This window comes from Phenylobacterium sp. LjRoot97 (assembly GCF_964254345.1).
GTDB lineage: Bacteria > Pseudomonadota > Alphaproteobacteria > Caulobacterales > Caulobacteraceae > Phenylobacterium.
On sequence record NZ_CAXUTH020000001.1, the window covers coordinates 3,273,141 to 3,285,823 of the forward strand.

Sequence of the window (12,683 nt, forward strand, 5' to 3'; positions counted from 1 at the left end):
TCCTCAGCGCGCCGCCATGAACTTGATCGGCTTGGCGTCGCTCGCGGGCGTGAAGGCAAAATCCTTCTCGGTGTAGGTCGGGTTCTCGGTCCAGCTCAGCCGCGCGACATAGGTCGGGCCCGTCTCGTCGGTGCGGTCGATGATCACCAGCTTCTTGGGCAGCGGCTTGGCGCCCTGCTGGATCCAGATCTGCCAGTCCATGTCCTTTTCGCGGAAGGCGTAGTGCGTGGTTTCGACGCCGTCGATGGTCGCCGGCCCGACGACGAAGCCCGAGATCAGCTTGTCCTCGCGCGTCTTGTCGCCGCTCCAGTGGAACAGGTCCTCTAGCGGCAGCGCGATGCCGAACTTTTCGTAGATCGCGTCCAGGGTGGCGGCGTTGGTCGGCGGCGCATCGACCGTCGCGTAATACTTGAGCTCCGGCGCGGACACCGTGAACGACTTGCCGTCGTAGAAGAAGGTCCGCTTCTTGATGTCGCTGTTCAGGTCGATGACGAAGCCGTTGGGACGGCGGACCTTGTATTTGGTGACCCCGTCCAGTTGCAGCCGCTGGCCGTCCATCGTGACGACGTCGATCGTCGTGTCGGCGGTGATGCCGAACGTCTTCAAGGTGTCGAGATAGGCGCCCATGCGCCTGAGCGCCTTCAGGGCGTCTTCCTCGACCTCCTGCGGCGGCAGCTCCTGCCCGGACGCGGCCGGAGCGGCCGGCGCCGGCTTGGCCTGCGCCAGGACCAGGTCGGGACCCAACAGTAGAAACGCGACGGAACTGACGATGGCCGGAATGGTCCGCATGGTCGTTCTCTGAGTTCGGCAAGGCCCGGGCGGGCCGATCCCTTGGAGAAGACGATTGTCGCCCCATCCCCAATGCCTAACCATCGGTAGAAACCCTAGGCGCGAACCCCGCCAAGCACTTGGCGGCCCCAGGTCTTCACGCCGCTCGCCCCGCCCCGCGCGCCGCTCGTCCCAGCAGCCTTTCCAAGCCCCGGGCCGGCGCGATCATCGCCCCATGATCCAGCGCTTCGCCGTCCCGGCCCTCTCCGTCCTCGTCCTCGCCGCCTGCAGCCCCGCGGTCGCTCCGCCCGCGCCGGCCCCGGACGCCGACTGGCCCTATTACGGCGGCGACGCCGGCGGCCAACGGTTCTCGCCCGCCGCCCAGATCACCCCGGCCAACGTCCAGGGCCTGAAGGTCGCCTGGACCTATTCCACCGGTCACATGCAGACGCACGCCGACGCGGTCCAACGCGCCGCCTTCGAGGCCACTCCGATCCTGGCCGGCGGCCGGCTCTTCCTCTGCAGCCCGTTCAACGTCGCCAGCGCCCATGATCCCGGCACCGGCCAAGCGCTCTGGACCTTCGATCCGAAGATCGACGCCACGCTGCGCTATCCCAACAGCTTCAACTGCCGCGGCGTCGCCTACTGGCGCGACCCCGCCGCCCCGGCGAACGCCCCCTGCGCCGAGCGCATCTTCATGGCCACCAACGACCGGCGGCTGTTCTCGCTCGACGCCGCGACCGGCAAGGCCTGTGCTGGCTTTGGCCAGGGCGGCGCGGTCGACGCCATGCCCGGCGCCCAGCTGGCGCGGCCGGGCGGCGCGCAGATCACCTCGGCCCCGGTGGTGATCGACGGGATCGTCGTCGTCGGCTCGTCCATCGACGACAACCAGCGGGTCCGCGAGACGCCCGGCGCCGTCCACGCCTTCGACGCGGTCACCGGCGCCCTGCGCTGGACCTACGACCCGCTGCAGGGGGCCGGCCCCGGCGTGGTCGCTGGCGCCGCCAACGTCTGGGCCCCGATGTCGGCCGATCCGGCCCGCGGCCTGGTGTTCCTGCCGACCTCCAGCCCCAGCCCGGACTTCTACGGCGCGGCGCGGCCGGGCGACGCCGGCCACGCCAACTCGGTCGTCGCCGTCCACGCCGCGACCGGCCAGGTCGCCTGGGCCTTCCAGACCACCCACCACGACGTCTGGGACTACGACGTCCCGGCCCAGCCGACCCTGGCCATGCTCGGCTACCGCGGCGGGCCGGTCCGCCCGGCGGTGATCCAGACCACCAAGCAGGGCCTGGTCTTCACCCTCGACCGCGAGACCGGCCGCCCGATCATCCCGGTCGAGGAACGCCCCGTGCCCCAGGGCGGCGAGGTCGGCGAGGTGCTCTCGCCCACCCAGCCGTTCCCGGTGGCCCCGGAGCCGCTGGCCCCCAATCGCATCACCCCGGACGACGCCTTCGGCCTGACGCCCTGGGACAAGGACGCCTGCCGCAAGCTGATCGCCGGCGCCCGCAACGAGGGGCTCTACACCCCGCCCAGCACCAAGGGCACAATCCTCTACCCGTTCACCGGCGGCGGCTCGAACTGGGGTGGCCTGGCCTTCGACCAGCGCCGCGGCGTGGCCTTCCTCAACACCTCCTCGGCCCTGCACAAGGTGACCCTGGTCCCGGCCGCCAAGGTCGCGGGCGAGAAGCAGGCCAATCCCGACCTGGAGATCAGCCCCCAGGCCGGCGCCCCCTACGGCATGCGCCGCGAACTGCTGCTCTCGCCGCTCGGCCTGCCCTGCAACCCGCCGCCCTGGGGCCTGCTCACCGCCGTCGACATGACCACCGGCAAGGTGCTCTGGCGCACCCCGCTGGGCACCACCCGCGACCTGGCGCCCGGCTCGCAGCTGGTCATGCGCGGGGTCGGCACGCCGAACATGGGCGGCCCGATCGCCACCGCCTCCGGCCTGGTGTTCATCGGCGCGGCCATGGACGACTATCTGCGCGCCTTCGACGCCAAGTCCGGCCAGGAGCTCTGGAAAGGCCGCCTGCCGGCCGGCGGCCAGGCCACTCCGATGACCTATGTCTGGAAGGGCCGCCAGTACGTGGTCATCGCCGCCGGCGGCCACGCCAAGGGCGGCACCAAGCGCGGCGACCAGGTCGTGGCCTTCGCCCTGCCCGACTAGGGCCCGACCAGAACCTGACTTGACCGCCGCAACGTAACGGGTCGAGCGTGGCGCCCAAAATCGCGGGCCAGGACTTCGGGCCAGAGTTTCGGGAAGGAACGCTCCAAATGACTGCTACGCCTGACTTCAAGCTTCTGATCGGCGGCCAGCTGGTGGCCGGCGACGCGACGATGGACGTGATCAACCCGGCCACCGAACAGACCGTCGCCGTCTGCTCGCGCGCCTCGAAGGCCCAGCTCGACCAGGCGGTCGCCGCCGCCAAGGCCGCGTTCCCGGCCTGGGCCGCGACCTCGATCGACGAACGCCGCAAGGCGCTGCTGGCCATGGCCGACGCCATCCAGGGCGCGCTGCCGGAGCTCTCGCGCCTGCTGACCCAGGAACAGGGCAAGCCGCTGCAGGCGGCGATGGGCGAGGTGTTCGGCGCGGCGGCGTTCTTCCGCTACTTCGCCACCCTCGACCTGCCGGCCAAGACCGTCCAGGACGACGACAAGGGCCGCGTCGAGATCCGCCGCAAGCCGCTGGGCGTGATCGGGGCCATCGTGCCCTGGAACTTCCCGCTGATCCTGATGGCCTTCAAGGTCCCGGCCGCGCTGCTGGCCGGCAACACCATCGTGCTCAAGCCGGCCGCGACCACGCCGCTCTCGACCCTGAAGATCGCCGAGCTGGTCAAGGATCTGGTCCCGCCCGGCGTGCTCAACGTCATCGCCGACGCCAACGATCTGGGCGCGGCGATCACCGGTCACCCCGACATCCGCAAGATCAGCTTCACCGGCTCGACCGAGACCGGCAAGCGGGTCATGGCCGGCGCCGCCGACGCGCTGAAGCGCGTCACCCTCGAGCTCGGCGGCAACGACGCGGCCATCGTGCTGGACGACGTCGATCCGGTGGAGACCGCGCCGAAGATCTTCGCCGCCGCCTTCCAGAACTCCGGCCAGGTCTGCATCGCCGCCAAGCGGGTCTACATTCACGAGAGCATCTACGACGCCATGTGCGACGAGCTGGCCAAGCTGGCCGACGCCGCGGTGGTCGGCGACGGCCTGGAACAGGGCACCGAGTTCGGGCCGCTGCAGAACAAGGCCCAGTTCGACAAGGTGCTGGGCTACATCGAGGCCGGTAAGCGTGACGGCAAGGTCATCGCCGGCGGCCAACGGGCCGGCGACACCGGCTACTTCATCCGCCCGACCATCGTGCGCGACATCACCGACGGCTCAGCGCTGGTCGACGAGGAGCAGTTTGGCCCGGTGCTGCCGCTGATCAAGTTCTCCGACGCCGCCGACGCCGTGGCCCGCGCCAACGCCTCGGACTACGGCCTCGGCGGCTCGATCTGGGCCAAGGACGCCGAGCGCGCCTGGGGCCTGGCGGCCGGCATGGAGTCCGGCACGGTCTGGATCAACAAGCACGCCGACCTGCAGCCGCACCTGCCGTTCGGGGGCGCCAAGCTCTCGGGCGTCGGCAGCGAGCTGGGCGAAGAGGGCCTCAAGGAGTTCACCCAGGTCCAGGTCTTGAACATGGCCCGCTGACGGGCTTGCGTCCCCGGCTCCGGCCGGGGACCTACTGTCCCAGCGTGTATCGCCCGCTGAGGCTGATGCTGAACTGGTCGTCCGAGCCCAACTGCCCGACGATCGGGCTGTCGGCGGCGTCGCCGGTGATCTTGTAATAGGTGGCCACGCTCTCGACGCTCCAGCGCGGCGTCACCCGATATTTAGCGCTGGCGACCACGCCCGGCGACCAGGAGGCGCCGCTCGGCGAATAGGCCGCTATGCCCAGCGGGCTGCGCGAGGCCTCCAGCGGCGTGACCGCGAAATAGGTGCTGGTGAAATCCTCGTCGCCCCAGTCGAGCCGCGGCCCGGCGGTCAGCGTCCAGCGCTCGCCGCGCATGACCGCGTCGGCCGCCAGGTCGCCGACCCAGGCTTCATGGCCGCCGAACCCGCGCCGCACCTCGGCCCGCATCCGCAGCCAGTCGGACGCCCACCAATTGACGAAGCCGCCGGCCTCCACGGCCGGATCGATCTTCTCGAACCCGCGCAGGTCGTCTTCGTCCTTCCGCTCGGAGCGCCAGCGCCCGACCACGCCGAAGGTCAGCGGCCCGGCGTCGAACAGGCCCAGGCTCACGCCGTCGTCAGGCGCGCCGCTCGGGGTCGGCGGCGCATCGCGCCGCACCAGCACCACAGCCCCGGTGAACCACGGCCGGTAGTCGTCGGATCCCATGTAGTCGGGGGCGTAGTTCACGCCGGCCCGTAGGCTGTCCAGCGTCCAGCCGAGAATGGTCGGGGCCTCCTGCGACGCCGCCGGCGCGGCGACGCCCACCGCGATCACCGCGGCGAAGCCAGGCTTGATAAGCTGGGACGCGACTGAACCTCGAACGCCCATGGCGTACCCTCCACCCGCTGCAGATCACCCAACGCACAGCTTCGCCGTTCGGTTGCCGAAGTCACGTCGCCGCAGATTGTCGCCGGTACGATGATGCCAGCTTGCGTTCATCTCTGCGATCTAGGATCAGAGCCGTCCGAACCCAGAGTGATCGAACGGAACTCTCTTGCGCACCTCCATCGTCCATCCCGGAGCCGACAACCTCCGCTACGAAATCCGCCAGATCGTGGAGGTCGCCAAGGCTATCGAGGCAGCAGGCCAGCCGATCCGCTGGGAGAACATCGGCGACCCCGTCGCCAAGGGCGAACGGCCGCCGGCCTGGATCAAGGAGATCGTCGGCCAGGTCGCTCAGGACGACCTGAGCTTCGCCTACTCGCCGACCAAGGGCCTGGACGACACCCGCGCCTACATCGCCAACGAGCGGAACCTGGAAGGCGGCATCCAGATCACCGCCGACGACATCCTGTTCTTCAACGGGCTCGGCGACGCGATCTCGACGATCTACGGCGCGCTGCATCCGGCCGCCCGGGTGATCGGCCCGAACCCGGCCTATCCGACCCACTCCTCGGCCGAGGCCGCCCACGCCGGCGCGCCGCACATCACCTATCGCCTCGATCCGCAGAACGGCTGGAAGCCGGACCTCGCCGATCTGGAATCCAAGGTCGCGGCCAATCCGCAGATCGCCGCCATCCTGATCATCAATCCCGACAACCCCACCGGCTTCGTCTATCCGCAGGACACCCTGGCCGCGATCGTCGACATCGCCCGCCGCTACGGCCTGTTCCTGATCTCTGACGAGATCTATTCGAACCTCGCCTATCCCGGCTCGGACATGCGCAAGCTGGCCTCGGTGATCGGGCAGGTGCCGGCCATCGCCATGCGCGGCATCTCCAAGGAATTCCCCTGGCCCGGCGCGCGCTGCGGCTGGATCGAGATCTACAACCGCGACCAGGACGCCGACTTCGACCGCTTCGCGCGCTCGCTGCTCGAGACCAAGATGCTGGAGGTCTGCGCCACCACCCTGCCCCAGCGCGTGCTGCCGCAGGTGATGGGCGACCCGCGCTACTATCCCTACCTCGAGCAGCGCGTCGGCGCCTATGACCGCCGCGCCAAGCGCGCCGCCGAGGTGCTGTCCACGATCCCCGAGATCACCATCCATCCGGCCCGCGGCGCTTTCTACATGACCGCGGTGTTCCAGCACGGGGCCCTCAATCTCGCGCAGTCGCTGCCTGCCTCCGACAGCGCCTCGGCGATCATCGCCCCGCATCTCGGCGCAGCGCTGGACCAGCGCTTCGTGCTGCACCTGCTGGCCGCCACCGGCATCTGCGTGGTGCCGCTCTCCACCGGCTTCAACTCCGACCTGCAGGGCTTCCGCTTCACGCTGCTGGAGGCCGACGAAGCCAAGTTCGAGGCCGTGCTGACTGACCTCGCCGCGGCCCTGCGCGGCTATCTCGCCAGCGCCGCCCGCCCCAGCATCTCGGCCGCTTAAAGCCAAGCTAGGCTTCGCCCCGCGCCGGTCTACGCGCGGGGCGGTTCTATGAATACGAAGCGTTCCATTGATTGTCTCAATAGCGACGACAAAGTTTTCCCATTAGCCAGCGCGAAATCCTGGGCCTACGCTCTTTGGAGATCGCCGTTACGGGAGGACTTTGGACATGGATGACGCATCGCCGCTCAACGACCCGCGCAAAGAGCGGGGCGCCCTGCGTTCGCTGCTGGGACGCACCAATCGCGACTGGTGGCCCAACCATCTTTCGCTCGAAATCCTCCGCACCGGCGACCCGATGGGCGAGGACTTCAACTATGCCAAGGCCTTCAAGGCGCTCGACTATCAGGCGGTGAAGCGCGACCTGACCGCGCTGATGACCGACAGCCAGCCCTGGTGGCCGGCCGACTATGGCCACTACGGCCCGTTCTTCATCCGCATGGCCTGGCACAGCGCCGGCACCTACCGCACCGGCGACGGCCGCGGCGGCGCGGGCGCGGGCCAACAGCGGTTCGCGCCGCTGAACTCGTGGCCGGACAACGGCAACCTCGACAAGGCCCGCCGCCTGCTGTGGCCGATCAAGCAGAAGTACGGCGCTCACCTCTCCTGGGCCGACCTGATGATCCTGGCCGGCAACGTCGCCATCGAGTCCATGGGCGGCCCGGTGTTCGGCTTCGGCGGCGGCCGCGCCGACGTCTGGGAGCCCGAGCGCGACGTCTACTGGGGCACCGAAGAGCTGTGGGTCGGCCAGGAAGGCAACGAGACCCGCATCCAGCCTGAGAAGAACATGGTCCTGGAAAGCCCGCTGGCGGCGATCCAGATGGGCCTGATCTACGTCAATCCGGAAGGTCCCGGCGGCGTCGCCGACGCCCTGGCCTCGGCCCGCGACATCCGCGAGACCTTCCACCGCATGGGCATGAACGACGAAGAGACCGTCGCCCTGACGGCGGGCGGCCACACCTTCGGCAAGGCCCACGGGGCCGGCGACGCCTCCAAGGTCGGCTCCGCCCCCGAGGGCGCCGACATCGCCCAGCAGGGCCTCGGCTGGCAGAGCGGCCACGAGAGCGGCATGGGCGACCACACCATCACCTCGGGCCTGGAAGGCGCCTGGACCCCCACGCCGATCAAGTGGGACAACACCTTCTTCCATATGCTGCTCGACTACGAGTACGAGCTCGTGCGCAGCCCGGCCGGGGCCAAGCAGTGGCAGCCGGTCGACCAGAAGCCCGAGGATATGGCGCCGGGCGCTCACAGCCCTGACCGCCGCGTCCCGACGATGATGACCACCGCCGACATGGCCCTGAAGATCGACCCGGGCTTCCGGAAGATCTCGGAGTCGTTCCGCGACGACCCGGCCCTGTTCGCCGACGCCTTCGCCCGCGCCTGGTTCAAGCTCTGCCACCGCGACATGGGGCCCAAGGCCCGCTACCTCGGTCCGGAAGTCCCGGCCGAGGACCTGATCTGGCAGGACCCGATCCCGGCCCAGAGCGGTCCGGTCATCGACGCCGCCGACATCAAGGCGCTGAAGGACAAGATCGCCGCCTCGGGCCTGACCGTCGCCGAGCTGGTCTCGACCGCCTGGGCCTCGGCCTCGACCTATCGCGGCTCCGACCACCGCGGCGGCGCCAACGGCGCGCGCATCCGCCTGGCCCCGCAGAAGGACTGGGAGGTCAACGATCCGCCCAAGCTCGCCCGCGTGCTCAAGGCCTATGAGGACATCAAGGCCGGCTTCGGCAAGTCCGTCTCGATCGCCGACCTCATCGTCCTGGGCGGCTCGGTCGGCATCGAAAAGGCCGCCGCCGACGCCGGCCACAAGATCGACGTCCCGTTCACGCCGGGCCGCACCGACGCCTCGCAGGACCAGACCGACGTCGAGGGCTTCGCGGTGCTCGAGCCGCGGGTCGACGGCTTCCGCAACTACCTGCAGGTGGCCTTCAACGTCCCGACCGAAGAACTGCTGGTCGACCGCGCCCAGCTGCTGGGCCTCTCGGCGCCGCAAATGACCGTCCTGGTCGGCGGCCTGCGGGTGCTGGGCGCCAACACCGGCGGCAAGGCTCATGGCGTGCTCACCGACCGTCCCGGCGCGCTGACGAACGACTTCTTCGTCAACCTGCTCGACATGAAGACGGCCTGGAAAGAGGTCGACGGCCACGCCGACGAGGTGTTCGTCGGCACCGACCGGGACAGCAAGCAGGAGCTCTGGACCGCCACCCGCACCGACCTGGTGTTCGGCTCCAACTCCCAGCTGCGCGCGCTGTCCGAGGTCTACGCCTCGGCCGACGCCGGCGAGAAGTTCGTCAAGGACTTCGTCGCCGCCTGGACCAAGGTCATGAACGCCGACCGCTTCGACCTCGCCTAGGGTCGGAACCACGTCGACGGACGAAACAGCGCCCCCGGCCCGCCCGGGGGCGCTGCGTTTTTGGGCAATCTGCTCCTCGCCCGCACCGACCCGATAGACGCGACCGAGATCCAATGTAGAGTTGCGCCGTGGGAAAATACCATTCGGTGTAGCGATGCGGCCGTTCTGGACGTTGGACGTCGTCGATGCTGACCGGCCGGCGCTGATTGCGGCCAATGGCGACGAGACGAGCTATCGCGCGCTGTCGCAGAGCGCCGACCGCTGGGCCGCGGAATTACAGGCCCTGGCCGCCGGCCGTACGCCGCTGCTTTTGCTCGACTTCGCCGCGACGCCCGAGGCGATCGCCGCCTATCTAGGCGCCCTGCGCGCGGGCTTCCCGGTCATCCTGCAGGAGCCCGGCGCGTCGCCGCCAGGCAGCCGCATCGATGAGGTCTGGACGCCCGACGTCCACCTGAAGGCTGCGCCGGCCGGGCGCATGCTCATCGAGCCCCGCGCGGGCTGGCAGGCCCGGGACTGGCCGCGGCCGCACCCTGACCTGGCGCTGCTCCTGTCGACCTCGGGCAGCACCGGCGAGCCCAAGATGGTCCGCCTTTCGCGGGACGCCGTCGCGTCCAACGCCGACGCCATCGCCCAGTACCTGCGCCTGACCGCCGACGACCGCGCCGCCGCCACCCTGCCGCTGTTCTATTCCTATGGCATGTCGGTGCTGAACTCGTACCTCTCGGTCGGCGCGGCGCTGGCGCTGAGCGACCGCTCGGTGAGCGATCCGGCGTTTCTCCCCGAGGCCCGCGCGGCGGGCGTGACCAGCCTGGCGCTGGTGCCGCACCAGTTCGAGTTGCTCGCCGCATCGGGCTTCTCCGGCGCCGAGCTGCCGCGCCTGCGCTACGTCACCCAGGCCGGCGGCCGGCTCGCCCCGGACATGGTCCGGCGGTTCTCCGATCTCGGGCTCAAGGCCGGCTGGGACCTCGTGCTGATGTACGGCCAGACCGAAGCTGCGCCGCGAATCGCCTGGGTCCCGCCGCAGGCTCTGCCCGAGGCCGCCGACACCATCGGCCAGGCGATCCCCGGCGGCCGGATCTGGCTGGCGGGCGAGAACGGCGACGAGATCGCCGGCGTCGGCCGCCCGGGCGAACTGGTCTACGAGGGCCCGAACGTGATGATGGGCTACGCCACCGGGCGCGCCGGCCTCGCCGCGCCGCCCGGCCCGCCGCAACTGCGGACCGGCGACATCGCCGAGCGCACGCCCCAGGGCTTCTACCGCATCGTCGGGCGCATGAAGCGCTTCGTGAAGCTCTTCGGCCTGCGCCTGAGCCTCGACCAGATCGAACTCGCGCTGGGCCAGGCCGGCGTTCGCGCCCACGCCGTCGGCGCGGGCGACCGGCTGGTGCTGCTGGTGCGCGACGCCGCCCAGGTGGACGCCGCACGCACGCTCGTCGCCAGTCTCTACGACCTGCCGCCGGCCGCCATCGCCACCGCCCTGCTCGCCGATCCGCCGCTGCTGCCGTCGGGCAAGATCGACCAGCAGGCGCTGGAGCAGATCGCCGCCGAGGCGGCGGACGCCTCGCTGGCCGCCCGTCGCGAGGCGGCGGCGTCGGGGAGCCTGGCCGCGATCCTGCGCGAGGCCACCCGCAGCCCGACCGTGGCCCCCCACGACAGCTTCACCAGTCTCGGGGGCGACTCGCTGAGCTACCTGACCATGCAGCTGGCGCTCGAGGACCGGCTGGGGCGCGCGCCGAGCGGTTGGGAGAACATGACCCTGGCCGAGCTGGAGGCGATGGTCCCGGCCGACGCCGCCAGGCCGCCGCTCGCGCGCATCGACACCGACCTGCTGCTGCGGCTCCTGGCGATCTCGCTCGTCGTCGCCCAGCACGCCAGCGACTATCCGATCCGCGGCGGCACCTGGGCGCTGATCGCGGTCATGGGCTTTTCCATGAGCCGCTTCCAGCTGCGGCAGATCGCCGACGGCGACGCGGTCGCCTTCGCCAGGCGCCTGCTCTACCCGATCGTGCCGCTCTACTTCCTGCTGCTGGCGGCCTATGGGCTGATGCGAGAGCCGCCGCCGCTCAGCTACGTCCTGCTGGTCGGAAACTACCAGCCGCTGATGTTCGGCTCGCTGCTCGGTCCGTTCTGGTTCGTCAGCCTCTATGCGCAGATCGTGGTGGTGATGGCGCTGGTCGCGGCGCTCGGTCCCTTGCGCCGGGAAGTTGCTGCGCGGCCCTGGCGGTCAGGCTTGATCGCCTCGGCGCTGCTGGCGCCGGTGTTGGCGGTGCTGGCGCTGGTCCAGCAGGAGCAGGGCCTGCCCTATGTCGGCCAGCGCGGCCTGCCCGAGGCGTTCAGCGTCTTCGTGCTCGGCTGGATGATGCAGGCGATGCGCGGGCGCCGGCAGGTCGCCGCCACCATCGCCATGGCGATCCTGACCCTCGCCTTGCTCGACCGGATCGACATGAACCTGCAGGTTCTCGGCTTCACCTCCGCGGCGCTGGCCATCCTGGGGCTGCGCGTGTCGATTCCGGCCCCGCGTTGGCTCGGACGCCTGGCCGCCACGCTCGGCATGGCGACGCTCTACGTCTACCTGCTGCATTCGATCGTGATCCACTACGTGGACCCGCGCGGGCTTTCCGATCCGGCCAACATCGCCGTCGCCCTGACGCTGAGCTTTGCGATCGCCTGGATCGCCTATCGGGCGTTCGGCGCCGCCGACGGCCTGGTGCGCGCGCGGCTCGGCGGCCTGCTTGCCGCCCGCGCCGCCAACTTGCGCTAGGGCCGTTCACGACGATCGCGTTCGGGGTTTCGCCCGATCCACCTTCAGCCGGCGCCGTCGTACAGCTGCGAGGGTCGGAACCGTCGCCTGAAGGAAGGACCTGCGTATGCGCCGCCGCTTCCCGCTCTTCGTCGCAGCCGCGTTGCTGGGCGCCTGGCCCGCCGCCGCCCAGCCGATCCTCACGCACCTCGCAGACGGCAACGACTGGAAGCGTTCCTCGATCGAACAGCAGCGCGCCTATCTCGCCGGCGTCTCCAACATGATCTCCGTCGGCGCCTCGTGGGACGCCAAGAACATGCCGGGCGCCGAGCAGACCTTCTCGCGGACCGCCCAGCGCGGCCTCAAGCACACCGACCTCGAAGAAGCCATCCGGGTCGTCGACGGCTGGTACCGCGCCAACCCGACCCAGTTGAACAAGCCCGTCCTCTCTGTGGTCTGGCGCGAAATCGCCAAGCCGCAATTTCCTCCGGCCAAGTAGGACCGACGACATGAAGAAGCTCGGTTTCACCGTCGCGGCGATCGCCCTGAGCGCGATGCTCGCCGCCTGCGCCACCGCCACCGGCGTCGCCGTCGGGGCGGGGATCGGCAGCCTGTCGGGCAACGCCGGCAAGGGCGCGGCCATCGGCGGCGCCGTCGGGGCCGTCGTCGACATCGTCGACTAATCTCTGCGGAACCTCTGCGGCGCGCCCTGTCCGGGCCGCCCCAGCAACAAACGCCCCATTGGCTTTCGCTGCGGAATGCTGGCAGTTCTCTGGCCCTGCGCCAACGAACCTGA

Annotated in this window: 9 protein-coding genes; 7 read left to right on the plus strand and 2 right to left on the minus strand. The window is 70.1% G+C overall.

The features are described 5' to 3' along the window. Positions 1-3: 3 nt before the first annotated feature. Positions 4-789, minus strand: a complete 786-nt coding sequence (locus ACSQ2H_RS16140) for a DUF2092 domain-containing protein (RefSeq protein WP_436062405.1) — start codon at positions 787-789, stop codon at positions 4-6. A 214-nt stretch (positions 790-1,003) separates the two neighbouring features. On the opposite strand from ACSQ2H_RS16140, the gene ACSQ2H_RS16145 reads away from it, so the two are divergent. Both ACSQ2H_RS16145 and ACSQ2H_RS16150 read left to right on the plus strand, forming a co-directional pair. Then, complete coding sequence (locus ACSQ2H_RS16145; protein ID WP_436062406.1) at positions 1,004-2,932, plus strand: pyrroloquinoline quinone-dependent dehydrogenase; 1,929 nt, start codon at positions 1,004-1,006, stop codon at positions 2,930-2,932. A 107-nt stretch (positions 2,933-3,039) separates the two neighbouring features. Continuing rightward, positions 3,040-4,452, plus strand: coding sequence for an aldehyde dehydrogenase family protein (locus ACSQ2H_RS16150; RefSeq protein ID WP_436062407.1), 1,413 nt, complete (start codon positions 3,040-3,042; stop codon positions 4,450-4,452). A gap of 31 nt (positions 4,453-4,483) precedes the next feature. On the opposite strand, the gene ACSQ2H_RS16155 is transcribed toward ACSQ2H_RS16150, so the two are convergent. Continuing rightward, the gene (locus tag ACSQ2H_RS16155) at positions 4,484-5,302 is read right to left on the minus strand and encodes a MipA/OmpV family protein (RefSeq protein WP_436062408.1); all 819 of its coding nucleotides are present in this window, start codon (positions 5,300-5,302) and stop codon (positions 4,484-4,486) included. Between the two features lie 166 nt (positions 5,303-5,468). On the opposite strand from ACSQ2H_RS16155, the gene ACSQ2H_RS16160 reads away from it, so the two are divergent. From ACSQ2H_RS16160 to ACSQ2H_RS16180, 5 genes are all read left to right on the plus strand, one after another. Beyond that, positions 5,469-6,791: a pyridoxal phosphate-dependent aminotransferase gene (locus tag ACSQ2H_RS16160; RefSeq protein WP_436062409.1), complete on the plus strand. Its 1,323-nt coding sequence runs from the start codon at positions 5,469-5,471 to the stop codon at positions 6,789-6,791. Positions 6,792-6,957: 166 nt separating this feature from the next. Next, positions 6,958-9,147 (plus strand): catalase/peroxidase HPI, encoded by a 2,190-nt coding sequence (gene katG, locus ACSQ2H_RS16165; protein ID WP_436062410.1) that lies wholly within the window; start codon positions 6,958-6,960, stop codon positions 9,145-9,147. Positions 9,148-9,301: 154 nt separating this feature from the next. Continuing rightward, the gene (locus ACSQ2H_RS16170) at positions 9,302-11,908 is read left to right on the plus strand and encodes an AMP-binding protein (protein WP_436062411.1); all 2,607 of its coding nucleotides are present in this window, start codon (positions 9,302-9,304) and stop codon (positions 11,906-11,908) included. A gap of 106 nt (positions 11,909-12,014) precedes the next feature. Next, complete coding sequence (locus tag ACSQ2H_RS16175) at positions 12,015-12,386, plus strand: hypothetical protein (protein WP_436062412.1); 372 nt, start codon at positions 12,015-12,017, stop codon at positions 12,384-12,386. A 10-nt stretch (positions 12,387-12,396) separates the two neighbouring features. After that, a complete protein-coding gene (locus tag ACSQ2H_RS16180; RefSeq protein ID WP_436062413.1) occupies positions 12,397-12,570 on the plus strand; it encodes a hypothetical protein in 174 nt (57 codons plus the stop codon). Positions 12,571-12,683 lie beyond the last annotated feature (113 nt).

Coding starts and splice junctions, on each gene's coding strand:
- ACSQ2H_RS16155 (WP_436062408.1), bottom strand. CDS start 5,302: ATGGGCGTTCGAGGTTCAGTCGCGTCCCAGCTTATCAAGCCTGGCTTC.
- ACSQ2H_RS16170 (WP_436062411.1), top strand. CDS start 9,302: ATGCGGCCGTTCTGGACGTTGGACGTCGTCGATGCTGACCGGCCGGCG.
- katG (WP_436062410.1), top strand. CDS start 6,958: ATGGATGACGCATCGCCGCTCAACGACCCGCGCAAAGAGCGGGGCGCC.
- ACSQ2H_RS16150 (WP_436062407.1), top strand. CDS start 3,040: ATGACTGCTACGCCTGACTTCAAGCTTCTGATCGGCGGCCAGCTGGTG.
- ACSQ2H_RS16180 (WP_436062413.1), top strand. CDS start 12,397: ATGAAGAAGCTCGGTTTCACCGTCGCGGCGATCGCCCTGAGCGCGATG.
- ACSQ2H_RS16175 (WP_436062412.1), top strand. CDS start 12,015: ATGCGCCGCCGCTTCCCGCTCTTCGTCGCAGCCGCGTTGCTGGGCGCC.
- ACSQ2H_RS16145 (WP_436062406.1), top strand. CDS start 1,004: ATGATCCAGCGCTTCGCCGTCCCGGCCCTCTCCGTCCTCGTCCTCGCC.
- ACSQ2H_RS16140 (WP_436062405.1), bottom strand. CDS start 789: ATGCGGACCATTCCGGCCATCGTCAGTTCCGTCGCGTTTCTACTGTTG.